General features: G+C 37.4%; 28 protein-coding genes. 26 read left to right on the top strand and 2 right to left on the bottom strand.

The window, feature by feature from the left end; translation table 11 throughout:
• The first annotated feature begins 21 nt into the window (after window positions 1–21).
• From prmA to CN326_RS07320, 25 genes are all read left to right on the top strand, one after another.
• Window positions 22–960 (top strand): 50S ribosomal protein L11 methyltransferase, encoded by a 939-nt coding sequence (prmA, locus tag CN326_RS07440; protein WP_098307850.1) that lies wholly within the window; start codon window positions 22–24, stop codon window positions 958–960.
• 175 nt (window positions 961–1,135) lie between these two features.
• Window positions 1,136–1,885 (top strand): 16S rRNA (uracil(1498)-N(3))-methyltransferase, encoded by a 750-nt coding sequence (locus tag CN326_RS07435; RefSeq protein WP_098307848.1) that lies wholly within the window; start codon window positions 1,136–1,138, stop codon window positions 1,883–1,885.
• Between the two features lie 6 nt (window positions 1,886–1,891).
• A complete protein-coding gene (gene mtaB, locus CN326_RS07430; RefSeq protein WP_098307846.1) occupies window positions 1,892–3,244 on the top strand; it encodes a tRNA (N(6)-L-threonylcarbamoyladenosine(37)-C(2))-methylthiotransferase MtaB in 1,353 nt (450 codons plus the stop codon).
• 170 nt (window positions 3,245–3,414) lie between these two features.
• A complete protein-coding gene (gene deoC, locus CN326_RS07425; protein ID WP_098307844.1) occupies window positions 3,415–4,080 on the top strand; it encodes a deoxyribose-phosphate aldolase in 666 nt (221 codons plus the stop codon).
• Between the two features lie 434 nt (window positions 4,081–4,514).
• Entirely contained in the window at window positions 4,515–4,688 is a 174-nt protein-coding gene (gene rpsU, locus CN326_RS07420; RefSeq protein WP_020062243.1) for a 30S ribosomal protein S21, read from the top strand.
• A 15-nt stretch (window positions 4,689–4,703) separates the two neighbouring features.
• Entirely contained in the window at window positions 4,704–5,147 is a 444-nt protein-coding gene (locus CN326_RS07415) for a GatB/YqeY domain-containing protein (RefSeq protein WP_098307842.1), read from the top strand.
• A gap of 106 nt (window positions 5,148–5,253) precedes the next feature.
• Window positions 5,254–5,547, top strand: coding sequence for a sporulation protein YqfC (gene yqfC, locus CN326_RS07410; RefSeq protein WP_098307840.1), 294 nt, complete (start codon window positions 5,254–5,256; stop codon window positions 5,545–5,547).
• 190 nt (window positions 5,548–5,737) lie between these two features.
• Window positions 5,738–6,937 carry a sporulation protein YqfD gene (gene yqfD / locus CN326_RS07405; protein ID WP_098307838.1) on the top strand — a complete coding sequence of 400 codons (1,200 nt, stop codon included), beginning with the start codon at window positions 5,738–5,740 and terminating at the stop codon, window positions 6,935–6,937.
• Window positions 6,938–6,944: 7 nt separating this feature from the next.
• Window positions 6,945–7,904 carry a PhoH family protein gene (locus CN326_RS07400; RefSeq protein ID WP_098307836.1) on the top strand — a complete coding sequence of 320 codons (960 nt, stop codon included), beginning with the start codon at window positions 6,945–6,947 and terminating at the stop codon, window positions 7,902–7,904.
• A gap of 179 nt (window positions 7,905–8,083) precedes the next feature.
• Window positions 8,084–10,225: an HD family phosphohydrolase gene (locus CN326_RS07395; protein WP_098307834.1), complete on the top strand. Its 2,142-nt coding sequence runs from the start codon at window positions 8,084–8,086 to the stop codon at window positions 10,223–10,225.
• The gene (gene ybeY, locus CN326_RS07390) at window positions 10,226–10,696 is read left to right on the top strand and encodes an rRNA maturation RNase YbeY (RefSeq protein ID WP_098307832.1); all 471 of its coding nucleotides are present in this window, start codon (window positions 10,226–10,228) and stop codon (window positions 10,694–10,696) included.
• A complete protein-coding gene (locus CN326_RS07385; RefSeq protein ID WP_098307830.1) occupies window positions 10,693–11,046 on the top strand; it encodes a diacylglycerol kinase family protein in 354 nt (117 codons plus the stop codon). Before ybeY ends, CN326_RS07385 begins: the two co-directional genes overlap by 4 nt.
• A 55-nt stretch (window positions 11,047–11,101) precedes the next feature.
• A complete protein-coding gene (locus CN326_RS07380) occupies window positions 11,102–11,500 on the top strand; it encodes a cytidine deaminase (RefSeq protein WP_098307828.1) in 399 nt (132 codons plus the stop codon).
• Window positions 11,493–12,401 carry a GTPase Era gene (gene era / locus CN326_RS07375; RefSeq protein ID WP_098307826.1) on the top strand — a complete coding sequence of 303 codons (909 nt, stop codon included), beginning with the start codon at window positions 11,493–11,495 and terminating at the stop codon, window positions 12,399–12,401. Before CN326_RS07380 ends, era begins: the two co-directional genes overlap by 8 nt.
• 200 nt (window positions 12,402–12,601) lie before the next feature.
• The gene (locus CN326_RS07370) at window positions 12,602–12,745 is read left to right on the top strand and encodes a YqzL family protein (RefSeq protein ID WP_098307824.1); all 144 of its coding nucleotides are present in this window, start codon (window positions 12,602–12,604) and stop codon (window positions 12,743–12,745) included.
• A 33-nt stretch (window positions 12,746–12,778) separates the two neighbouring features.
• Window positions 12,779–13,525: a DNA repair protein RecO gene (recO, locus tag CN326_RS07365; RefSeq protein WP_098307822.1), complete on the top strand. Its 747-nt coding sequence runs from the start codon at window positions 12,779–12,781 to the stop codon at window positions 13,523–13,525.
• 104 nt (window positions 13,526–13,629) lie between these two features.
• A complete protein-coding gene (gene ccpN / locus CN326_RS07360; protein WP_098308050.1) occupies window positions 13,630–14,262 on the top strand; it encodes a transcriptional regulator CcpN in 633 nt (210 codons plus the stop codon).
• A gap of 29 nt (window positions 14,263–14,291) precedes the next feature.
• Window positions 14,292–15,104: a pyruvate, water dikinase regulatory protein gene (locus CN326_RS07355; RefSeq protein ID WP_098307820.1), complete on the top strand. Its 813-nt coding sequence runs from the start codon at window positions 14,292–14,294 to the stop codon at window positions 15,102–15,104.
• Between the two features lie 255 nt (window positions 15,105–15,359).
• Window positions 15,360–15,503 (top strand): hypothetical protein, encoded by a 144-nt coding sequence (locus CN326_RS25010; RefSeq protein ID WP_253630421.1) that lies wholly within the window; start codon window positions 15,360–15,362, stop codon window positions 15,501–15,503.
• 27 nt (window positions 15,504–15,530) lie between these two features.
• Window positions 15,531–15,818 carry a DUF188 domain-containing protein gene (locus CN326_RS25005; RefSeq protein WP_253630420.1) on the top strand — a complete coding sequence of 96 codons (288 nt, stop codon included), beginning with the start codon at window positions 15,531–15,533 and terminating at the stop codon, window positions 15,816–15,818.
• 38 nt (window positions 15,819–15,856) lie between these two features.
• Window positions 15,857–17,653, top strand: coding sequence for a DNA primase (gene dnaG, locus CN326_RS07345; RefSeq protein ID WP_098307818.1), 1,797 nt, complete (start codon window positions 15,857–15,859; stop codon window positions 17,651–17,653).
• A 59-nt stretch (window positions 17,654–17,712) separates the two neighbouring features.
• On the top strand, window positions 17,713–18,834 hold the full coding sequence (rpoD, locus tag CN326_RS07340) for an RNA polymerase sigma factor RpoD (RefSeq protein WP_098307816.1): 1,122 nt from the start codon (window positions 17,713–17,715) through the stop codon (window positions 18,832–18,834).
• Between the two features lie 385 nt (window positions 18,835–19,219).
• Window positions 19,220–19,579 (top strand): cytochrome c550, encoded by a 360-nt coding sequence (gene cccA / locus CN326_RS07335; protein ID WP_098307814.1) that lies wholly within the window; start codon window positions 19,220–19,222, stop codon window positions 19,577–19,579.
• A 439-nt stretch (window positions 19,580–20,018) separates the two neighbouring features.
• On the top strand, window positions 20,019–20,726 hold the full coding sequence (locus tag CN326_RS07325; RefSeq protein WP_098307812.1) for a tRNA (adenine(22)-N(1))-methyltransferase: 708 nt from the start codon (window positions 20,019–20,021) through the stop codon (window positions 20,724–20,726).
• Window positions 20,723–21,844, top strand: a complete 1,122-nt coding sequence (locus tag CN326_RS07320; RefSeq protein WP_098307810.1) for a Nif3-like dinuclear metal center hexameric protein — start codon at window positions 20,723–20,725, stop codon at window positions 21,842–21,844. The genes CN326_RS07325 and CN326_RS07320 overlap by 4 nt, the downstream gene beginning before the upstream one ends.
• A 144-nt stretch (window positions 21,845–21,988) precedes the next feature.
• Here CN326_RS07320 and CN326_RS07315 read toward each other — a convergent pair whose 3' ends face one another.
• Both CN326_RS07315 and vrrA read right to left on the bottom strand, forming a co-directional pair.
• Complete coding sequence (locus CN326_RS07315; protein ID WP_098307808.1) at window positions 21,989–22,930, bottom strand: 4-hydroxy-3-methylbut-2-enyl diphosphate reductase; 942 nt, start codon at window positions 22,928–22,930, stop codon at window positions 21,989–21,991.
• Window positions 22,931–23,020: 90 nt separating this feature from the next.
• The gene (gene vrrA, locus CN326_RS07310; RefSeq protein ID WP_440602569.1) at window positions 23,021–23,722 is read right to left on the bottom strand and encodes a VrrA/YqfQ family protein; all 702 of its coding nucleotides are present in this window, start codon (window positions 23,720–23,722) and stop codon (window positions 23,021–23,023) included.
• A 178-nt stretch (window positions 23,723–23,900) separates the two neighbouring features.
• Between vrrA and CN326_RS07305 the strand changes: the two genes are divergently transcribed.
• Window positions 23,901–25,211, top strand: coding sequence for a DEAD/DEAH box helicase (locus tag CN326_RS07305; RefSeq protein WP_098307806.1), 1,311 nt, complete (start codon window positions 23,901–23,903; stop codon window positions 25,209–25,211).
• Window positions 25,212–25,262 lie beyond the last annotated feature (51 nt).

Here is a 25,262-nt window from a genome sequence, read left to right as displayed (position 1 = left end):
AAAAAATGGAGTTGGTAAATTGTGAAATGGTCAGAAATTAGTATTCATACAACAGAGGAAGCAGTAGAAGCAATCTCGCATATTTTACACGAAGCAGGTGCAAGCGGTGTTGCGATTGAAGATCCTGCTGAATTAACCAAAGAGCGTGAACAACAATTTGGTGAGATTTATGCGTTAAATCCAGCTGAATATCCAACGGAAGGTGTACTTGTAAAAGCGTATTTTCCAAAGAATGATGCTTTGCAAGAAACAATTACAAATGTAAAATCATCCATTGATCAGTTGCCTTCTTACGGAATCGAGATTGGAGCAGCAACTGTATCTGTTAATGAGGTAGATGAAGAGGATTGGGCTACTGCTTGGAAAAAATATTATCATCCAGTGAAAATTTCTGATACATTTACAATTGTGCCAACATGGGAAGAATATACACCTTCCTCACCAGAAGAAAAAATTATTGAGTTAGATCCAGGAATGGCATTTGGTACAGGAACGCATCCAACAACAACGATGTGTATTCGTGCTTTAGAAAAAACAGTACAACCTGGTGACACTGTTATTGACGTTGGAACAGGATCTGGCGTGTTAAGTATTGCCGCTGCTAAATTAGGTGCTGCTTCTATTCAAGCATACGATTTAGATCCAGTTGCAGTAGAAAGTGCTGAAATGAACGTTCGACTAAATCATACAGAGAATGTTGTAACTGTTGGACAAAACAGTTTATTAGAAGGTATTGAAGGGCCTGTTGATTTAATTGTTGCGAATCTACTAGCAGAAATTATTTTATTATTCCCAGAAGATGCAGCAAAAGTTGTTAAGCAAGGTGGATTATTCATTACATCAGGTATTATTGCTGCGAAAGAAAAAATTATAACAGAAGCGTTAGTAAAAGCAGGTTTTACAGTAGAAGAAGTGTTAACGATGGAAGATTGGGTAGCAATTATTGCGCGTAAAGGGTAAGATAGAATTTCCCTTTTTTAAGAGTTTATTGCCCTTTTGACGGGAGAATATAAGCGGACAGTCTCTCGCTGACAGTAGTGAGGGACTTACCGTTTGTTCAGTCCAAACTATACTGTTTGGCTCTTTTCGTAAGCATGCGTTTACGAAAAGAGCTAAACTTTACTAAGGTGATATGATGCAGCGTTATTTTGTAGAAGAGCAAAACATAAATGAAACGACAATTCGTATTGTAGGAGATGATGTGCATCACATTGGAAGAGTGATGCGTATGACGCCTGGTGATCACATTTATTGTTGTACAAATGGGAAAACAGCAATTTGTACAATTGCTGAAATTACCAATGAATTTATAAATACGACTATTGTAGAATGGATAGAGATGTCAAGTGAACTACCTGTGTTTGTGACAATTGCTAGCGGACTGCCTAAAGGAGATAAGCTTGAGTTGATTTTACAAAAAGGAACTGAGCTTGGAGCAGCCGCCTTTTTACCGTTTCAAGCATCTCGATCTATTGTAAAATGGGATGCGAAAAAAGCCGGTAAAAAAGTAGAGCGTTTTAATAAAATCGTAAAAGAGGCAGCCGAGCAGTCTCATCGCAGTGAAGTTCCTACTGTGTATGCACCTGTTTCTTTTAAAGAGCTTCTCACGATGAGTAAAGACTATGACAGTTGTCTTGTTGCATATGAAGAAGAAGCGAAGCAAGGTGAAAAATCAAATTTTGCTAAGGCTTTAACAAAGTTAGAACCAGGGCAAAAGGTACTCATTGTATTTGGGCCAGAAGGTGGTTTAACAGAAGGGGAAGTGTCTTCTCTTTCTGAACATGCTTTTGTACCTTGCAGTTTAGGACCAAGAATATTGCGGACAGAAACGGCGCCTTTATACGCGCTAAGTGCTGTCTCTTATCATTTTGAATTAATGGGGTGAATATATATGGCAACTGTTGCGTTTCATACGTTAGGTTGTAAAGTAAACCACTACGAAACAGAAGCGATTTGGCAACTGTTTAAACAAGGTGGTTATGAGCGAACTGAATTTGAGAAAACAGCTGATGTGTATGTGATTAATACATGCACAGTAACGAATACAGGGGATAAAAAAAGTCGTCAAGTCATTCGTCGTGCCGTTCGTCAAAATCCTGATGCGGTAATTTGTGTAACGGGATGTTATGCACAAACATCTCCAGCAGAAATTATGGCAATTCCAGGTGTGGATATTGTTGTCGGAACGCAAGACCGTGAGAAAATGCTTGGCTATATTGAAGAATATCGTAATGAACGTCAGCCAATTAATGCTGTACGTAACATTATGAAAACACGTGTATATGAAGAATTAGACGTACCGTATTTTACAGATCGTACGCGTGCATCTTTGAAAATTCAAGAGGGATGTAACAACTTCTGTACGTTCTGTATTATTCCGTGGGCTCGTGGTTTAATGCGTTCTCGCGATGGAAAAGAAGTTATTCGTCAAGCACAGCAATTAGTAGATGCTGGTTATAAAGAAATCGTCTTAACAGGTATTCATACAGGTGGATACGGTGAAGATATGAAAGATTATAATTTGGCAGGATTACTTCGCGATATGGAAGCGCAGGTAACAGGTTTAAAACGTCTTCGTATTTCTTCTATTGAGGCAAGTCAAATTACTGATGAAGTGATTGAAGTGCTGCGCGACTCTAAAGTTGTTGTACGTCATTTACACATTCCGCTTCAATCTGGATCTAATACCGTATTGAAGCGTATGCGTCGTAAATATACAATGGAATTTTTCCAGGAGCGTTTAGATCGCTTAAAAGAAGCGTTACCAGGACTAGCAATTACTTCTGATGTTATCGTTGGTTTCCCTGGTGAAACAGAAGAGGAGTTTATGGAAACGTTCAATTTCATTAAAAATAATCGTTTCTCTGAACTCCATGTATTCCCGTATTCAAAACGTACAGGAACACCAGCAGCACGTATGGACGATCAAGTGCCAGAAGAAATCAAGAACGAGCGTGTACACCGCTTGATTGCATTATCTGATCAATTAGCGAAAGAATATGCATCTCAGTTTGAAGGTGAAGTTCTTGAAATTATTCCAGAAGAACCATTTAAAGAAGCTGATCGTGAAGGATTATATGTAGGTTATACAGATAATTACTTAAAAGTTGTTTTTGAAGGATCTGAAGAATTAATCGGTAAATTGATTAAGGTGAAAATCACGAAAGCCGGTTACCCTTATAATGAAGCACAATTTGTTCGTGTGCTAGAAGATGTATCTCCAAAAGAATCAGCAAGCGCGTAAGAGAAGAGAAAAGCATGTAAACAGTTTTGTTTGCATGCTTTTTTATTTGATGGAGAAGTTAAAATATGAAAACGCTATACTTTATGATATAATGCTGAAGATTAAGGTTGTCAGACAACTAACAAGTAACAAAATCACTGAGTATAAGTTGAGAAAGGGGCAATTTTTAAATGAACTACGCAAAATTAATTGATCATACGTTATTAAAACCAGATGCAAAAAAAGAAGCAATCGTTACTCTATGCGAAGAGGCAAAACAACATGATTTTGCGTCTGTATGTGTAAATCCAACATGGATTGAAACAGCAGCAGAAATTTTAAAAGGGACAGACGTAAAAGTTTGTACCGTAATTGGTTTTCCTCTTGGAGCAAACACATCAGAAACGAAAGCATTTGAAACAAAAGATGCAATCGCAAAAGGCGCAACAGAAGTTGACATGGTGATTAACATCGGTGCGTTAAAAGATAAAAACGACGAGTTAGTAGAGCGTGATGTTCGCGCTGTTGTAGAAGCTGCAAAAGGAAAAGCACTTGTAAAAGTAATTATTGAAACATGTCTATTAACAGAAGAAGAAAAAGCTCGTGCTTGTGAATTATCTGTAAAAGCAGGCGTTGATTTTGTAAAAACATCAACAGGATTTTCAACAGGCGGTGCAACAGTAGAAGATGTTGCATTAATGAGAAAAACAGTGGGACCAGATATCGGTGTAAAAGCATCAGGCGGTGTTCGTGACGAAAAAGGCATGGACGCAATGGTAGAAGCAGGTGCAACGCGCATTGGTACAAGCTCTGGTGTAGCGCTAGTAAGCGGAAAAACAGCAACAACTGATTATTAAAATAAAAGCGGAAGCGGCTCGTTTAGAACATGAGGGCGTTGGAAGTCTTGACGCAGAGGCGATTTTTGCCTCGTAGGAAAGAATGAAACGACCGAATGTTCTAGCCGCTGCAGCTGGATAAAATAAAAGCGGAGCCGACTGTTCAGTCCTGGCAGCTAAGATTTTTTAACACGAGGGTCTAGGATATTGTATCTAGATGATGAATAAAAGAAGCGAACATTTTTGTAGAATAATGTCGCATTGATATAGAATTTTATATCGAAATTGAACATATCGTGAAAAAAGAAGTGCGATTGCTCTTCTTTTCTTTTATCAGATAGTTGACCTAAAAGTATAAAATGTATTATAATCGTAAAAGACATGCTGAGTAAGTGTTTCTTTTTTGCATGCTGAATTTAGGATGTAAGTGGATGTTTCGGAGGGAGGGAAAGAGAATGTCAAAAACAGTCGTTCGTAAAAACGAGTCTTTGGAGGATGCACTTCGCCGTTTTAAAAGATCAACTTCTAAAGCTGGTACGCTTGCTGAAGCAAGAAAACGCGAGTTCTATGAAAAGCCAAGCGTAAAACGTAAGAAGAAATCTGAAGCGGCAAGAAAGCGTAAGTTCTAAGAGAGGGTGTAATTTATGAGTCTTCTCGGTCGTTTAAACGATGATATGAAACAAGCGATGAAGAATAAAGAAAAAGAAAAATTAACCGTTATTCGTATGGTTAAGGCTGCTTTACAAAATGAAGAAATTAAACTGCAGCACTCTCTTTTAGAAGATGAGGAATTAACAGTTTTAACTCGTGAAGTAAAACAGTATAAAGACTCCCTCCTTGAATTTGAAAAAGCGGGTCGTGAGGACCTTGTTGATAAACTGAAAAGCGAAATTCAGATTTTAGAAACATATTTGCCAGAGCAATTAACAGAAGAAGAATTGGCTGCTGTTATTCAGCAAACTATTTCTGAAGTTGGTGCAGCTTCTAAAGCTGATATGGGCAAAGTGATGAGTGCTGTTATGCCGAAAGTAAAAGGTAAAGCAGATGGCTCACAAGTGAATAGGCTTGTTTCACAACTATTAGCATAAAAAAGCGTCTCATTTATAATGAGACGCTTTTTTATGTTTTTTTTCAATTTGGACGTGATATTACAAGCTTTTTTTTCATACATATGGGATGAGAGGGGGGTCTTCGATGAGAAAGTTGCAGCAAATGAAAAATTGGATCACTAAGCAGATAGACCTACCTGCAGATGTATTCATGGATCTGCCGAGAATTACCCTTGTCGGGCAGGTACATATTTATATAGAAAATCATCGTGGATTATTAGTATTTAGTGATAAAGAGGTGCGGCTTTTGTTAAAGCAAGGACAATTATTAATAAAAGGGGACTCTTTTGTTATTAAAACGATTCTTCCAGAAGAGCTTTTACTTGAAGGAACTATTGAGCAAGTCTTGTTTTTAGAAGGAGAAAAGAAAGATAGATAAAGTGAAACTTCCATTCGTGAGGTGTTCTTTCTCACGAATGGTTAGTTGAAGAAATCGGGCTCAAACAGTCGATTAGTATTCGCCTCTTAGTTTTACTACTACCGACTGTTTGAGCGGGACAAAGTGATAGGAAAGGTGCAGGTCTTTATGGGGGACTGCGCCTTTTTCAGAAAGCTGATGGGGGCGAGCTATGAAAAATCAGTGGTTTACAAGATGGATTGGGTATGTGAAGGTGCGGATTCAAGGAAGAGGAGTAGAACGATTTATTAATGAATGTGTACGGCGTGATATTCCTGTTTGGAATGTGAAGAAAGTTGCAGATGATACACTTGTATTTTGCATGCCGCTTCGTGATGTGAAACGATTACGTCCGATTTACCGTAAAAATGAATGTAAACTGTACTTCATTGGACGTTATGGGCTGCCATTTTGGAATAAACGCTTACTTCGAAATAGTGGTTTTCTTGTTGGTTTTTTCCTTTTTTTCTTTATTGTTATCGTTTTATCAAACATGGTATGGAAAATAGAAATAACAGGGGCAAAGCCAGAGACGGAATATATTATGATGAAAGAATTGGACAAAATGGGTATTAAGAAAGGGAAGCTGCAATTTCAAATGCCTAGTGTAGAGACTGTACAGCGTTATTTGACTAATAATATTAATGCCATTACGTGGATTGGTTTGGAAGTGAAAGGAACGACATATCGCTTTAAAATAGTTGAAAAAAATGAACCGAAAAAAGAAAAAGAACAGGTGCCGCAACATTTAGTTGCAAAAAAAGAAGCGATTATTACGAAGATGTTTGTGGAGATTGGAAAGCCAGCAGTTATGAAAAATGATTATGTGCAAAAGGGACAACTTCTTGTATCGGGGGTATATGGGAAAGAAGATAGCCCGACAATTGTTTCTGCTAAAGGGGTTGTATTTGGTGAAACTTGGTACAAGTCTGAAGTGGAGGTACCTTTGAAAACGACATTTCAAGTCTATACAGGGAATTCATATAGAGAACATTATCTTACTTTCGGAAACGTAAAAATAAAAATATGGGGATTTCAGCATGATAAGTATAAGCGGTCTAAAACGGAGACAGTAAGACATGATGTTAAGTTGCTTGGTTTTACACTGCCGATTGCTTATGAAAAAGCGATTGTACGTGAAGAGGAGGAAGCAAACCGTGAATATACAGAAAAACAGGCAATTGCGGTGGCGGAGGAAATGGGACAAAAAGAATTAAAGAAAAAACTGGATGAACGTGCTATGATTATAGGGAAGAAAGTTTTGCATAAACAGGTTGAGAATGGGAATTTAAAATTATTGTTGCATTATACAGTGATTGAAAATATTGCAGAGGCTCAACCGATATCTGAATCCGATATTCAAGGAGATTGAGTAATTAATGGCTGAACAATTAGTAGAGATGAATCAACAATTGGAAAACCATAATGAAGCAATTGCTTTGTTTGGAGTAAATGATGCGCATTTAAAAGTAATTGAGAACGAACTTGAGGTATCGATTGTTACGAGAGGGGAATCTGTTCGTGTATCTGGAACAGAAGAAGCGTTAGCTCTTGTTGAAGGTATATTACAACAGCTTCTAGTTGTTATTCGCAAGGGTGTATCGATTTCTGAGCGTGATGTAATCTACGCGATTCAACTTGGCCGCCAAGGGAAATTGGCTCATTTTGAAGAGTTATATGAAGAAGAAATCTTTAAAACAGCAAAAGGTAAGTCCATCCGTGTGAAAACGATAGGACAAAGGCAATATATTTATGCCATTAGGAAGAATGATATTGTTTTTGGAATGGGACCAGCAGGTACTGGCAAAACCTACTTAGCTGTAGTAATGGCTGTTCGTGCATTAAAAAATGGTGATGTGAAAAAAATTATTTTAACAAGACCTGCTGTTGAAGCTGGAGAAAGTTTAGGTTTTTTACCTGGAGATTTGAAAGAAAAAGTGGATCCGTATTTACGCCCTCTTTATGATGCTCTTCATGATGTGCTTGGGCAAGAACATACGCAAAGAATGATAGAACGCGGTATTATTGAAATTGCCCCGTTAGCATACATGAGAGGACGAACACTCGATGATGCGTTTGTTATTCTAGATGAAGCACAAAATACAACAGGAGCGCAAATTAAAATGTTTCTAACGCGTCTTGGATTTGATTCGAAAATGGTTATAACGGGAGATCCATCCCAGATTGATTTACCGAAAGGTGTGAAATCTGGCCTTTCTATTGCAGCGAATGTATTAGACCGTGTACCTGGACTTTCGTTTATTAAACTAGAGCAATCGGATGTTGTTCGTCATCCGCTCGTACAGCGCATTATTGAAGCATATGATAAAATGGAATGATCCTGCTTGTAAGGATCATTTCTTTTTATCCCGCTCAAACAGTTGGTAGTAGCAGGTCAAAGAAGAGAAGGCCAACCAACTGTAAGAGCCCGATTGGTTCAACTAACCATTCGTAAGGAAAAAGCGCCTCACGAATGGAAGTTTCACTTTATATCAGGAGAGGAGAAGGTATTGTAATTATGTCAGGGTTTCAAGAAGTTGCTAAGTGGTTTCGCAATACACAACATTCGAAAAAACTGAGCTGGATTTCTTATGTTTTATTAGGAGCGGTGCTATTTTTGGCGCTGATGAATAATGTAAAACCGGAACAATTAGATGTCAAAATGTTGTCTATTTCAAAAAAGACAATCCATTCTCCTGTTAAAATTGAAGATAAAGTAACGACAGAAAAGAAAAAGAGAGAAGCGGCTCAAAAGGTCGAGGATCAGTATACGTATCGAAGTGAATATAAACAAAACCGGATTGATGTTGTGAATTCGGTCTTTGATGCAATAAAAGAAGTGGATTCAGAGGCAAATGCTTCGGCACCAAATGCGCAAAAAAACTTGTCGACTACAGAACGATTGGATAAATTAAAAAAGAAATTGCCAACGGATTTAACGAAAAGTTTGTCTGATCAAGTGTTATTGCAATTTTTAAATGCGACAGAAGATCAGCTTCTTGTGGCGAGGGAATCAACCGTCACAGCTGTCAATAATTTAATGAGTTATCATATTAAAATGAATGAAGTGGATCAGTTTAAAGACCGTATTACTAACGAGTTAAAAAACGTATCTGTTAGTAACGAATTGAAACAAGCAATTACCGCACTTGGTCAGTATGCGATCGTACCAAACTATTTTTACGATTCGTCTGCTACGAAGGAACAGAAGCAAATGGCGATGGATCAAGTGGATCCTGTCTATATTTTACAAGGTCAAATTCTTGTAAAAGAAGGTGAAACAATTACAAGAGAAGTGTATGAACAGTTGAAGTTAGTAGGATTACTGAATCAAAGTAATTCATTTCAACCATTTTTAGGACTAGCTATTTTTATTGGTGTTCTTCTATTTTTTATGCATAAGCAATTTAATGCGTTTTTAAAGTCGAAAAGAGAGGACAAGCCATATATTTTAGCATATACAACAATTGTCGCCATTACAGTTGTTTTAATGAAAATTATTAGTTTGTTTCAAAAGTTAGAATATGCCGGTATTGCTTATATTGCTCCGGTTGCAATGGGAACTATATTAGTGAAGCTGATGATTGGTGATCGATTTGTTTTTATAACAAGTGTGATTTTTTCAGTGTGCGGTAGTATTTTATTTAATGAAGAGGTAACGAGTACACTTAATTATTCAGTTGGGATTTATGTATTGCTTAGCTCGCTTTCTGTTAGCATTTTTTTACGGGAAAAAAATCGTCGTACAATGTTGCTGCAAACTGGGATACTTGTATCTATTTTAAATGTGGTTGTATTAGCAGCTTTATTGCTACTGCGCAATGGAAACTTTTCACCGATTGAGATTGGAACACATTTATTAATGGCAGCAGCATCTGGGATTATTTCATCGGTTTTAGCAATGGGGATTTTGCCATATTTAGAAAGTGGTCTTGGTCTTGTTTCTAGTATGAAGTTGGTGGAATTAGCAAGTCCAAATCATCCATTGCTTCGCAAAATTTTATTAGAAGCACCAGGAACGTATCATCATAGTGTCATGGTCGCGAATTTATCAGAAGCGGCATGTGAAGCTGTTGGGGCGAATGGTGTGCTAGCACGTGTAGGAGCATATTATCATGATATCGGAAAAACAGTGCAGCCGCATTTCTTTATTGAAAATCAAATGGGAATCTCAAATCCCCATGATCGATTGGACCCTGAAACAAGCAGAGATATTATAATTGCCCATGTTACAAATGGAGTAAAAATGTTAGAAGAACATCATATTCCGCAAGAGATTATTGATATCACAGCGCAGCATCATGGAACTACTTTGTTAAAGTATTTCTACTATAAAGCAATGCAAGAGGATAAAGAGAAGTACACAGAAGAGATGTTTCGTTATCCAGGTCCAAAAGCAACATCAAAAGAATCGGCTATTGTCGGTGTTGCTGACAGTGTAGAAGCGGCAGTGCGTTCCATGAATGCACCAACACCAGAGCAAATTGATAATCTTGTTCATAGTATTATTAAAGACCGTCTACAAGATGGACAATTCAGTGAATGTAATTTAACATTTAAAGAACTGCAAATTGTGGAGAAAACATTATGTGAAACATTAAATGGAATTTTCCATTCTCGGATTAAGTATCCGAAATTATCAGAAGAAAAGGTGAAGTAAATGGGGTTAATAATTGACTTTTTTGATGAAACGGAAGAAGTAAAAGAAGAGTATGTTGAACTAATTCAACAGTTAGTTGAAAAAGCAGCAGAGACAGAATCTGTAGAAGACGGAGCGGAACTTTCAATTACATTTGTAAATAATGAGCGCATTCAAGAAATTAACCGTGAATATCGTGATAAAGATCAGCCAACAGACGTAATCTCTTTTGCGATGGAAGATATGGGCGAAGGAGAAATGGAAATTGTCGGTGTGGACATGCCCCGCATGTTAGGCGATATTATTATTTCTATTCCGAGAACGAAAGAGCAGGCTGAAGAATATGGCCATTCTTTTGAGCGTGAGCTTGGTTTTTTAGCGGTGCATGGCTTTTTGCATTTGCTTGGTTATGATCATATGACAGAAGAAGAAGAAAAGGTTATGTTTGAAAGACAAAAAGAAATTCTCAATGCTTTTGGATTGGGTAGATGAAAAAAGGAAAACTTATAAACAGTTTCCGCTATGCATTTGCTGGAATTTTCTTTTGTCTTCTCCATGAACGAAATGTACAAAATCATTGTTTAGCAACGTTCATTGTTAGTGGCCTTGGTTTTTATTTTCATATTACGAAAACAGAATGGCTTATTTTACTTTTGACAATTGGGGGGGTATTTGCACTAGAAATCGTTAATACAGCGGTGGAGAAAACGGTTGATTTAGTAACGACTGAGGTGAAACCACTTGCTAAAATAGCAAAAGACGCAGCAGCAGGCGCGGTGTTATTTTTCTCGATTATTGCCGTTGTAATTGGTGCTATTATCTTTGGACCGTATATGATATAGTTGCATTCCAAAGATTTTTATCTTTTCATATTGTAAATGGAAAGGAAGAGAAACTGTGAACAGCAAAGAATTAATTCAAGAAGCAATCGAAGCGCGTAAACAAGCATACGTACCGTATTCTAAATTTCAAGTAGGTGCTGCCTTATTAACGACAGACGGGAAAGTATATCGTGGTTGTAATGTTGAGAATGCATCATATGGTTTGTGTAACTGCGCGGAAAGAACAGCGCTATTTAAAGCGATTTCGGAAGGAAGTACAGAATTTACTGCAATTGCAGTTGTAGCGGATACAAAACGTCCAGTACCTCCTTGTGGAGCGTGTCGTCAAGTTATGGTAGAATTGTGTGAGTCAAATACAAAAGTGTATTTGACAAATTTAAAAGGTGACATACAAGAAACAACAGTAGGAGAATTGTTACCAGGAGCATTTTTAGCGGAGGATTTACATGAATAGAGAAGGTTTTAAATCAGGTTTTGTCTCTATTATTGGGAGACCAAACGTTGGGAAATCAACATTTTTAAACCGAATTATCGGTCAAAAAATTGCGATTATGAGTGATAAACCACAAACAACACGTAATAAAATTCAAGGTGTGTACACAGAAAATGATGCGCAAGTCATATTTATTGATACACCAGGTATACATAAACCAAAGCATAAGCTTGGCGATTTTATGGTTAAAATGGCTCAAACAACAATAAAAGAAGTAGACATTGTTTTGTTTATGGTCAATGCAGAGGAAGGCTTTGGACGTGGTGAAGAGTTTATCATTGAAAAATTGCAAGAAACGAAGCGACCAGTATTTTTAGTAATTAATAAAATTGATCAAGTTCATCCAGAGGAGCTGCTTGGACTTATTGATAAATACCGTACGTTATATGATTTTGCCGAAATTGTGCCCATTTCAGCATTAGAAGGAAATAATGTAGATGCGTTAATTGGTGCGATTAAAAAATATTTACCAGAAGGCCCGCAGTATTATCCGGAGAATCAAGTGACAGACCATCCGGAGCGCTTTATTATTGCAGAACTTATTCGTGAAAAAGTATTGCATTTAACACGTGAAGAAGTGCCGCATTCTGTTGCGGTTGTTATTGATGCAATTCAAAAGCGTGAAGGCGGGGCAGTTTATGTTAATGCAACAGTCATTGTAGAACGTCCATCACAAAAAGGAATTGTGATTGGGAAACAAGGAAAGATGTTAAAAGAAATTGGAAAGAGAGCGCGCTTTGATATTGAGTCGCTTCTTGGTTCAAGAGTATTTTTAGAGCTGTGGGTAAAAGTGCAGAAAGATTGGCGTAACAAAATGTCACAGTTACGCGACCTTGGTTTCCGTGAAGACGAATATCTATAAAGTGAAACTTCCATTCGTGAGATGTTTTTCTTCACGAATGGTTAGTTGAACCAATCGAGCTTTTACTGCCCACAAATAGTGGATAAAAACTGTATATTTTAGAAAAAATTTTCTCACATGAAAATGAACAAAATGGGTCATTTTAATAACAAAGAAAGAAATTGGGTTACATGCACGCTTACTAAGAAAGGTGGATTCTTATGTTAGATTTTACCTGGAAAGTTTTCTCGAAAACAGGAAGCATTGAAACGTATCTGCTCTTAAAAGAGATGGAAAAAAGTGCAGAGGATGAAATGCATCAGCATGACGAAATATTAGTAGAGCTGGATTCTCCAATTTCCTAACCCATTTTGTTCGAACCTTGGATGGTGACGAACATGTTTCAAAAAATTGAGGGAATTGTCATTCGAACGATTGATTATGGAGAAACAAACAAGATTGTAACTATATTTTCCCGCGAATTAGGGAAAGTTAGCGCAATGGCCAGAGGAGCTAAAAAACCTAAAAGTAGACTGGCATCCATTTCTCAATTATTAACTCACGGCCATTTTCTTATTCAAATGGGTTCTGGTTTAGGGACATTACAGCAAGGTGAAATTATTTCTTCTATGCGAGAAATCCGTGAAGATTTATTTTTAACAGCTTATGCGTCATTTATTGTTGAATTGACTGATAAAGCCACAGAAGAGAAAAAACATAATCCATATTTATTTGAAATGTTATATCAAACGTTGCATTATATGAGTGAAGGGGTTGACCCGGAAGTTTTAGCGCTAATCTATCAAACGAAAATGTTGCCAGTTTTCGGGCTTAATCCATACTTTGATACATGTGCGATTTGTCACCAGTCAACAGATTTTGTCGCCTTCTCTGTTAGGGAAGGCGGCTTTCTTTGTAAACATCACGCTGAGCAAGACTCGTATCGTATTGCAATTGGAGAAGCTGTTCACAAGCTGTTGCGGTTATTTTATCATTTTGATTTAGCGCGTCTTGGAAGTGTATCTGTTAAAGAAGACACGAAGAAACAAATGCGCACAGTATTGAATATGTACTATGATGAGTATTGTGGGATCTATTTAAAATCAAGACGTTTTTTAGACCAGTTGGATAAATTTCAAATATAGTGGACCAAATGAGGTCTTTTTTACATACTTTCTTTTTCGAATGATATATTTAGTATATAATATTTAAGAGATAGTATAACTCTTTTCGTTTTGTAATGAAGGTGGTGATTATCATAGAACTGAATAAGCGCCAAGAACATATCATCCAGATTGTAAAAGATAACGGTCCAATTACAGGAGAAGCGATTGCTGAGCAATTAAATTTAACGAGAGCAACGCTTAGGCCAGATTTAGCTATTTTAACAATGGCGGGTTATTTAGAAGCGCGTCCACGTGTTGGCTACTTTTATACCGGGAAAACAGGTGGGCAATTGCTTTCTGAGGCAGTTAAAAAAATTATTGTACAAGATTATCAATCTAGGCCAGCTGTGATTGATAAAAACGTTTCTGTATATGATGCAATCTGTGCAATGTTTTTAGAAGATGTCGGTACTTTATTTATCGTTGACCAAAATACATTGTTAGTCGGTGTTGTTTCTCGAAAAGATTTGCTAAGAGCAAGTCTAGGAAAGCAGGATTTAACGTCATTACCGGTAAATATTATTATGACAAGAATGCCGAATGTTACGATGTGTCGCAAGGAAGATAGCTTGTATGATGTTGCAATGGATTTAATAGAAAAGCAGATTGATGCTGTTCCGGTTGTGAAGGACACGAAACAAGGATTAGAAGTTGTCGGTCGCATCACAAAAACTAATATTACGCGTGCATTCGTTGATTTAGTGAATCATGAGTAAGTGCAATTCGTTTAAAGTGAGGTAATGCAATGAATAGTAAAATTGTATATGTCGTATCTGATTCGGTTGGAGAAACAGCTGATTTAGTTGTTCGAGCAGCGATGGGCCAATTTCCATTTGCGCCGGATATTAGACGTGTACCGTACGTAGAAGATACAGGGACATTAAAAGAAGTTATTTCTATCGCCAAAAGTAATGATGCGCTTATTTGTTTTACGTTAGTAAAGCCCGATATGCGAAAATATTTACGGGAAGAAGCGGCAAAAGAAGGTGTAGAGGCTTATGATATTATCGGTCCTCTTATCGATCAAATTGAAGAAGTAACAGGGCAAATCCCAAGGTATGAGCCAGGGGTTGTACGAAAGTTGGATGAAGAGTATTTCAAAAAGATTGAAGCGATTGAATTTGCTGTGAAATATGACGATGGTAGAGATGCGCGTGGTCTTTTAAAAGCTGATATCGTATTAATTGGAGTGTCTCGTACATCAAAAACACCACTTTCACAATATCTTGCACATAACAAGCGATTAAAAGTTGCCAATGTTCCTCTCGTACCCGAAGTGGATCCGCCGGAAGAATTATATCGCGTGCCGAAAGAAAAATGCTTTGGTTTAAAAATAACGCCCGATAAATTAAATCATATTCGCAGGGAACGTTTAAAATCTCTTGGATTAAGTGATGGAGCAAGTTACGCCAACATTAATCGTATTAAAGAAGAGATTGAACACTTTGAACGTGTAGTGAATAAAATCGGTTGTCCTGTTATTGATGTATCGAATAAAGCGATTGAAGAAACAGCAAATATTATTGTGAATGCAGTGCAAAACCGACAGAAGTTTTAGCACATTTACCAAAGGTGAATGTGCTTTTTTCACTCAATTATGAAAAAACAATGGACATCTAGCTAAGTTTAGAAAAATATATTATAATAAAAAATTGTGATAAAAACATTCATTTTACGTTTAGACTTTAATTTTTCAGAATAAACTAGGGATAGGATTTGTAAAGGAAATACTTTTACGTAAAATCGACAAAAATCTGAACAAGAAAACACACATTATGGAAGGATTCACAGAAGGGATGTAGAATAGAGAAATATGCAAAACATCACTAAAATTTTTGTTGATGCAGATGCATGTCCAGTGAAGGAAGAAATTTTGCACGTCGGTGCAAAATTTCATGTCGACATTTGGTTTATCGCATCCTACTCTCATCAGTCAAGAAGCCAAAAAGGAAATTAGGTATATGTAGATTCTGCACAAGACGAGGTGGATTTTTACATCTATCAACGTGCAAAAGCAGGAAATCTCGTTATCACACAAGATATGGGATTTGCTGGTCTTCTCGTCAAAAAAGGAGTATACGTATTATCTCCGCGCGGCACAATTGTGACCGATGAGCATATGGATACAATTTTATATAATCGATATGTATCTGCGAAGTTACGTAGACAAGGAACCTTTACAAAAGGGCCAAAATCATTTTCTAAGTGTGATGGACAATGTTTTTTGTCTAGTTTAGAAAAAATATTGTCGAATTATAAAGGAATTCTTTAGTTTGTATCGAATACAAAATACGACACGGAGATGGAGTTATGGGGAACAGAATTCCCGAGGAAGTTGTAGAACAAATTCGTACATCGTCTGATATTGTTGAAGTCATTGGGGAATATGTGCAGCTTAAAAAACAAGGTCGAAATTATTTTGGGCTTTGTCCTTTTCATGGCGAGAACTCACCGTCGTTTTCTGTTTCTGCTGATAAGCAAATTTTTCATTGCTTCGGATGTGGAGAAGGGGGAAATGTTTTTTCCTTTTTAATGAAAATAGACGGACTGTCTTTTGTGGAAGCTGTACAAAAATTAGGTGAGCGAAATGGAATTCCTGTTGCTAACTTTACATCAGACTTAGAGCAAAAACAAAACATATCTGATGATAGTATGATTATGTTGCAAGCTCATGAGCTTTTGAAAAAGTATTACCATCATCTTTTAGTAAATACAGAAGATGGGAAACAATCGCTTTCGTATTTGCTAGAGCGAGGTATTACGAAAGAAATGATTGCAAAATTTGAAATTGGATATGCCACTCCTGCTTGGGATGCAGCGGCGAAAATCTTGCAAAAGCGAGGTTTCTCACCAGCTGTTATGGAACAAGCTGGGTTACTTGTTCGCAGTGAGAAGGATGGCAGTTATCATGATCGTTTTCGTGGACGAGTTATGTTTCCAATTCATACACTGCAAGGAAAAGTAGCTGCTTTTAGTGGACGGGCATTAGGAGATGATACTCCTAAGTATTTGAATAGCCCAGAAACGCCTATTTTTCATAAAAGCAAGCTACTATATAATTTTCATCAAGCAAGGCCATTTATTCGAAAACGAGGGCAAGTTCTTCTCTTTGAAGGATATGCGGATGTTTTAGCAGCTGTGAAAAGTGGAATTGAAGAATCTGTTGCAACAATGGGCACTGCTTTAACTGAGGAACAGGCGAAGCTTCTGCGGCGTAATGTTGAAACTGTTGTTCTTTGCTATGATGGTGATAAAGCAGGACAAGAAGCAACAATGAAAGCAGGACAATTGTTATTGCAAACCGGTTGTGAAGTGAAAGTTGTCTCTATGCCAGATAAATTAGACCCTGACGAATATGTACAGCGATACGGGACAACACAGTTTCAGAAACTTGTACATGCAAGTATAAGTTTTGTTGGATTTAAAATAAATTATCTTCGTTTAGGGAAAAATTTGCAAGATGAATCTGGAAAAGAAGCTTATGTGAAAAGTGTTTTAAAAGAGTTAGCGTCATTGCAAGACGCAATGCAGGCAGAATCGTATTTGAAGGCATTGTCACAGGAATTTGCTTACTCAATGGAAACACTACTTGGGCAATTGCACCAATATCGCAAAGAACAAAAGGTACAGCAAAAACAGACAAAGCCAATTTCGCAGCCTTCTCAAATTGTTCATGCGAAGCCGAAATTTTCTGGTTTTGAAAGAGCTGAAAGAGAGCTTATTTATCATATGTTGCAAAGTGTAGATATCGCTTTTCGTATCGAGCCTCATATAGAAGATTTTCATACGGAAGAACATAAAGGGATTTTATATGAGCTATACGCATATTATGAAAAGGGAAATGAACCGTCAGTCGGAAACTTTTTAAGTTGGCTTTCTGATGAAAAGTTAAAAAATATTGTAACCAATATTTCAACAGATGAAATGATTAATCCCGAATACTCAGAAGAATTGCTTCAAGGTAACGTAGATGCTTTGCGTCGGCATAAGCAAAAAATAAAGAAAATGGAAAATATTTTTACGCTCAAGCAAATGGAAAAAGAAGACCACTTGGCAGCAGCGCGTTTTTTCCAAGAGTATTTACAAAAGCGAAAAGCAAGAAAATAGCTTTTTGTATAAAAACTTATTATAATCATTGTTTGTATCTCGCGTAAGGAGGGGAACAAATGGCTGATAAACCAGCTCGTTCTAAACAAATTGAAACTGATATAACACTTGAGCAAGTGAAAGAGCAACTCACAGAGCTCGGAAAAAAACGTGGCGTTCTTACATATGAAGAGATTGCAGAACGCATGAGCGGATTTGATATTGAATCCGAACAAATGGATGAATATTATGAATATTTAGGTGAACAAGGAATTGATTTAGTTGGCGACAACGATGAAGATCCAAACACACGTCAATTAGCTAAAGCAGAAGAAGAGTTTGACTTAAATGATTTAAGTGTACCGCCAGGTGTGAAAATTAATGATCCTGTGCGCATGTACTTAAAAGAAATTGGTCGTGTTGACTTACTATCTGCTGAAGATGAAATTGCTCTTGCAAAACGTATTGAAGAAGGCGATGAAGAAGCGAAGCGTCGCCTTGCAGAAGCAAACTTACGTCTTGTTGTAAGTATTGCAAAACGTTATGTTGGCCGCGGTATGCTTTTCTTAGACTTAATTCAAGAAGGGAATATGGGTCTAATTAAAGCAGTTGAAAAGTTTGATTACCGCAAAGGGTATAAATTTAGTACGTATGCAACATGGTGGATTCGCCAAGCGATTACACGTGCAATTGCGGACCAAGCAAGAACAATTCGTATACCAGTTCATATGGTTGAAACAATTAATAAATTAATTCGTGTTCAACGTCAGTTATTACAAGATTTAGGTCGTGAGCCGTCTCCTGAAGAAATCGGTGAAGAGATGGATTTGTCTCCTGAAAAAGTACGCGAAATCTTAAAAATTGCACAAGAGCCAGTATCTCTTGAAACGCCAATTGGTGAAGAGGACGACTCTCATTTAGGTGACTTTATTGAAGACCAAGAAGCAACATCTCCTGCAGAGCATGCAGCATATGAGTTATTAAAAGAGCAATTAGAAGATGTATTAGATACATTAACAGATCGTGAAGAAAATGTTCTTCGTCTTCGTTTCGGCTTAGACGATGGACGAACTCGTACGCTTGAAGAAGTTGGAAAAGTATTCGGCGTTACGAGAGAGCGTATTCGTCAAATTGAAGCAAAAGCGCTTCGTAAATTAAGACACCCAAGCCGTAGCAAACGTTTGAAAGATTTCTTAGAATAGAGATTTGTTTAAAGTTTACTTCATTAATATGGAGTAAACTTTTTTCTTTTGTTAATTTTTGTTAAAATTTAGCCATCGAAAGCAATTACAATTCTTGTAATTTATTTTACAGAATTGTCTTTTGATTTGCAAATGGTCATTTTTCGATTTTTCGATTAATTTCGTGTATTCCTAGCAAAAATATGTGGAAAATATAACTGTTTATGATGAGAAAAGAGGATATTTATCAAAAATTTACATGATTTTGTAGCAGAATAATTGATAGAATATATGGAATATTTTTAACTTAGTATAGTTTGGTCTTTTCTGGTAGGGCGTTTTCAAGTACAATAGAAATGACTGAATCATCAAATTATTAGGGGATATAGAGGGGGAAAAAGAAAAAATGAAGCGTAATCCGTTAATTCCATTTGCTCTTATTGCTGTATTGGGAATTGTTATTATGTTTGTATTTTCATTTCAAGGCATGCATAAATCAAAGGAACTAGCTGAAGCGAAGAAACACGGGGGAAAAACGACACAAACAGCAGCAAAGCCTGAAGAGATTGTAAAACAAAGTTGTACAAGCTGTCATGGTGATCAGTTGCAAGGGGCAGTTGGTCCTAATCTACAAAAAGTGGGCGACAGACTTTCAAAAGATCAAATCCAAGAAGTTATTTTAAAAGGAAGAGGAAATATGCCAGCAGGTATTATTCCGGCGGATCAAGCATCAAAAGTTGCGGATTGGTTATCAAAGAAAAAATAATATTTTATTACATAGATAACTCTTTGCGCCTAAGCGAAGGGTCTTTTTTTGTTCCGTTATTCGTGGGCAGTAAGACTCCCGCCTTAAGATTGTGAGAAAACAAAGAAGATAGGTAGGAGGTAAACTGCTCGTAAGAGCCCGATTGGTTCAACTAACCATCAGTGGGGGATGAAGAAAAACCCCCCACTGATGGAAGTTTCACTTTATTATGTTTGCTTTCTGTTTGCCTTCTTTTTAAAATAGGATAAAGATAATCGTAACAAAGCAATGTGAGGACTACATGAAACAATTATTTTTTGATATATGGATAAATTGGGAGAAAGGTTTTTGAAAAATAAATGCTTTGTAAGGGGAGGGAAATGATTTATTCCCTTGCAACAACGACTATAAATTCTTTATCATGGAGACAGACTGAAAAGAGAAGGAGTAATTGAAACAAATGAATGAAGTAAAGCTTTCAAAACGATTAGAAGAAGTGGTGCTTGAAATTCCAACAGGTTCCACTGTTGCAGATATTGGTTCGGATCATGCTTATTTACCTTGCTATACGATTTTACATAATATTGCCACACAAGCGGTAGCGGGAGAGGTTGTAGAAGGTCCGTTCCGTTCCGCTCAAGCTACAGTAGCAGAGTGCGGATTGCAAGATAAAGTGAACGTACGTAAAGGGAATGGCTTAGAAGTAATCGCGCCAGGTGAAGTAGATGTAATTACAATTGCAGGTATGGGTGGTGCGTTAATTCGTGATATTTTAGAGAATGGAAAAGAGAAGCTTATTGGTGTAACTCGTTTAATTCTACAACCTAATATTGCTGCGCATCATATTCGCGAATGGTTTATTGAAAATGGCTGGGAATTAATAAAAGAAAAAATTGTAAAAGAAGACGGGAAGATTTACGAAATTTTAGTAGGGGAACAGGGTAATACCCTTGCACCGTACAATGAGAAAAAAGAAGAAGCTTTATTAATGGGACCATTTTTAATGAAAGAGAAAAATGAAGCGTTTGTAGAAAAATGGGAGAGCGAGCGAAAAAACTTTAAAAATATTTGCAAGCAATTAGAACTTGCGACAGAGACAGAAGATACAAAAGTAAAGCGTGCAGAAGTGTTAGAGAAGATACGTATGATTGAGGAGGTTTTATCGTGAGTAAAACGCCGAATGGATATGAAATCATTTCTTTATTTGAAAGTATGTACCCAAAACATTTAGCAGTCGAAGGTGATAAGGTGGGATTGCAAATTGGGGCATTAAATAAATCGGTAGAGAATGTTTTAATCGCTCTTGATGTAACGGAAGGCGTTGTACAAGAAGCGATAGAAAAAGGGGCAAATTTAATTATTGCTCATCACCCGCTGATCTTTAATCCATTAAAAGTAATTCATACAGAGCAAGCATACGGGCGTATTATTGAAATGTGTATAAAACATGATATTGCGGTTTATGCTGCTCACACAAATGTGGATATCGCAAAAGGTGGTGTGAATGATTTACTTGCAGATGCTTTAGGGTTGCAGGAAACGGAAGTGCTTGTTCCTACTTATGCAGAAGAAATGAAAAAGCTAGTTGTATTTGTTCCTTCTTCGCATGCAGAAACAGTACGTCAAGCGATTGGTGACGCAGGAGCAGGTCATATCGGCAATTATAGCCACTGTACGTTTAATAGTGAGGGTACTGGTACGTTTCTGCCGCAAGAAGGAACGAATCCGTATATCGGAGAGACAGGGCGTTTAGAACAAGTGGAAGAAGTTCGTATTGAAACAATTATCCCGGCTTCCTTGCAGCGTAAAATCATGAAAGCAATGCTAGGGGCACATCCGTATGAAGAAGTGGCATATGATATTTATCCGCTAGAGAACAAAGGTGAAACATTAGGACTTGGGAAAATTGGATATTTACCACAAGAAATGACATTACAGCAGTTTGCAGAGCATGTGAAGGAATCCCTTGAAGTGAAGGGGGCTCGCGTTGTTGGGAACTTACATGATACTGTGAAAAAAGTAGCGGTACTTGGCGGGGATGGAAATAAATATATGAAGCAAGCGAAGTTTAAAGGAGCAGACGTATATGTAACAGGAGATATGTATTATCATGTTGCACATGATGCGATGATGTTAGGGTTAAATATTGTAGACCCAGGGCATAACGTGGAGAAAGTGATGAAAAAAGGCGTGCAAAAACAATTACAAGCAAAAGTAGATGAGAGAAAGTTTACTGCGCGTATTCATGCTTCAGAATTACATACCGATCCATTTACATTTGTATAAAATGCAAAGTAAAATCCGTTATCTCATAAGATAACGGATTTATTTGTATTATCTCGCTATTTGTGGGAGGCTTACTGCCCGTAAAAGCCCGATTGGTGAGATCTTTCCATCAGTGAGGGAACCTCCACTGATGGAAGTTACACTTTATTTTGCCTTTACTTTTGGTAAGATTTTTTGTAATGGTACGTTTCGCTTACGCTCCCACGTTGCAGGATTTGTTGGATCGTACTGTTCAAAAAATGCGATTACTTCTTTTGTAATAGGTGTTGGTGTAGAAGCGCCTGCAGTAATAGCGACTGTTTCTACGCCTTGTAGCCATTCTAATTGAATTTCACTTACATCGGCAACGCGGTATGCTTTTGTGCTGGCAATTTCTTCAGACACTTGTGCAAGACGGTTAGAGTTATTACTTTTTGGATCGCCAACAACAATTGTTAAATCAGCAGCAGTTGCTTGTTTTGCGACAGCCTCTTGACGCACTTGCGTAGCAAGGCAAATCTCTTTATGAAATTCTGCTGTTGGAAACTTTTCTTGGATGTTCTCCATAATATGTTGAACATCCCATTGACTCATCGTCGTTTGATTTGTGACCAAAATTTTATCAGTTGGAATGGCAAGTGTTTCAAGGTCTGCTGCTTTCTCAATGAGATGGACAATATCTGGGGCAATTCCAACTGCACCTTCAGGCTCAGGATGTCCTTTTTTACCGATATAAATAATATGGTAGCCTTCTGCTTTTTTTGCTTCAATTAAGTCGTGTGTTTTTGTTACGTCAGGACATGTCGCATCAATTGTTGTTAGTCCTTTTTCTTTTGCGCGCTGCTTTACTTCAGGAGATACACCGTGAGCTGTAAAAATAACAGTGCCAGACTCAATTTTCTCTAAAATATCTAAGCGGCTTGGGCCATCAAGCGTAATAATGCCATCTTCTTCAAACGCATCTGTTACGTGTTTGTTATGGACAATCATCCCTAAAATATAAATTGGTCTTGGTAAAGTTTTATCCAGCGCTGCATTGCGCGCAATGACCATCGCGTCTACAACACCGTAGCAATAGCCGCGAGGAGAAATTTTAACAATTTTCATATAATTAATCCGCTCCTTTAAAAAAGGATTTGTTTGATAAAGTTAATCCTTTTTATTATAAAGGAGAAGGAAGCGGATGACAAAGAAATGTTACACATATAACTTTGGTTTAGGAGTAGTTGACTGTAAGGTTTCTACGTTTGCATCATCTTCAAGCATGATTTGAGAAGTAAGTGGTTTGCTTGTAATAGGTATTTGTTTAGGTGGAGTGGGAGGTATTATTTCGACTTCTTCTGTTTCTTTTTCCTCAGTACTTTTTCCAGATGTAAGTATTTTCATTATGTTAGGAATACTGCGGACAATCGGGCCGTATTGCTGCACGACGGGTCCAACGGATTGGGCCATTTGGACAACTTTTTCAACGTTGTTTAGCATTCCAGTGGGGTTTGAAATGAAGTTAGTGAAAAAGCTGCCAATCCCACTAGATGTACTTCCTGCTGCTCCTGCTGCTCCGCGTGTTTCATTTGGTGCCATCATTTGAGGTTGCATCATTCTTTGCTGCTGCTGCGGTTGCATATATGGGTGGTTTTGCTGCTGCTGCGGTTGCATATATGGACGGTTTTGCTGATATGGTATATTTGAGTAGGTTTCCATTTGTCTATAAGGGGGCATCATATGCATATATTCTGCAGCTGGGTCGTTTTTTTTAAACAATTTTGCAAGAAAGCCTTTCTTTTTAGGCATCATCGGTTGCATACCTGGTGACGGTTGCATGCCTGGTGACGGATACATCGTATAAGGATAGGGAGGCTGACCGTACATTTGTTGATATGGAGGAGATTTCATACGCATTAGGAAATCCTCCTTTCTTCAATTTGGTAATATACATCACAATATGCAATTGACAGTAAGAAGGTTAGTTTTTCCCCTGAAAAGCTAAACTAAAGATAGATTTTACTGATAGATTTCGATATAATGTTAACTTGACTGATTAATGAACGCAGTAGAAATAAGAAAGAAGGTGGAATGTATGACAGTGCAAACATTTACACAGTATAATTTTCAACCATTTTTAATAGATGCAATTCGTGAATTACGTTTTTCAGAACCGACAGAAATTCAACAGAAGATTTTCCCGGTCGTGAAAAAGGGCATTAGCATTATCGGACAATCACAAACAGGATCTGGAAAAACACACGCGTATTTACTTCCAACGTTAAATCGTATTGATGCAAGCCGAGAGGAAGTACAGCTCGTAATTACAGCTCCAACTCGTGAATTAGCACAGCAAATTTATGGAGAAATCGTCAAGATAACAAAGTTTTGTGAAGAAGACAAAATGATTACAGCGCGTTGTTTTATCGGTGGGACAGATAAACAGCGTTCAATTGAAAAGTTGAAGAAACAACCGCATGTTGTTGTCGGAACACCGGGCCGTATTAAAGATTTAGTGGAAGAGCAAGCGCTATTTGTACATACGGCTTCGATTATTGTTGTCGATGAGGCAGATTTAATGCTTGATATGGGCTTTATTCACGATGTGGATAAAATTGCAGCGCGTATGCCGAAAAATTTACAAATGCTTGTTTTCTCAGCGACAATTCCGCAAAAGTTAAAACCATTTATGAAGAAATATATGGACAACCCGGAGCATATTCATATTAATCCGAAGCAAGTAGCAGCAGTTAATCTTGAACATCATCTTATTCCATCAAGACACCGTAATAAAGTTGAGCTTGTGAAAAATATGTTACTGCAATATCAGCCGTATTTAGCGATCGTGTTTACAAATACAAAAAAAATGGCTGATGAAGTAGCTGATGGTTTAGCGGAGCGCGGTTTAAAAGTTGGTCGTATTCATGGTGATTTATCCCCTCGTGACCGCAAGAAAATGATGAAACAAGTTCGTGATTTAGAATTCCAATACATTGTAGCTACGGATTTAGCTGCACGTGGTATTGATATCGAAGGAATTAGTCATGTTATTAACTATGAAATTCCGTCCGATTTAGATTTCTTTATTCACCGTGTTGGTCGAACTGCACGTGCTGGGTACTCTGGTATTGCAGCAACAATTTATGATCCGGCTGATGAAGAAGCATTAGATACTTTAGAGAAGCAACGCCATATTGAATTCCAACACGTTGATTTGCGTGCTGGTGAGTGGGTTGAATTAGGACCTCGTCGTCGTCGTCAAAGTCGTAAGAAACCAGATGATAAATTAGATGCTATGGCGCAAAAAGTTGTGAAGAAACCGAAAAAAGTAAAACCGAACTACAAGAAAAAACTTGAATGGGAACGCGAAAAAATTAAGAAAAAATATAGCAAAAAGAAAAGATAAGGGATTCCTTATCTTTTTTTGTGGAGAAGTTAGCAGTGTCAGGTTTCTACA

Source organism: Bacillus sp. AFS018417, from assembly GCF_002560985.1.
GTDB classification, from domain to species: domain Bacteria; phylum Bacillota; class Bacilli; order Bacillales; family Bacillaceae_G; genus Bacillus_A; species Bacillus_A rhizoplanae.
The sequence above is the reverse complement of the archived record's forward strand: the minus strand, read 5'-3'. Positions and strand labels throughout refer to the sequence as shown.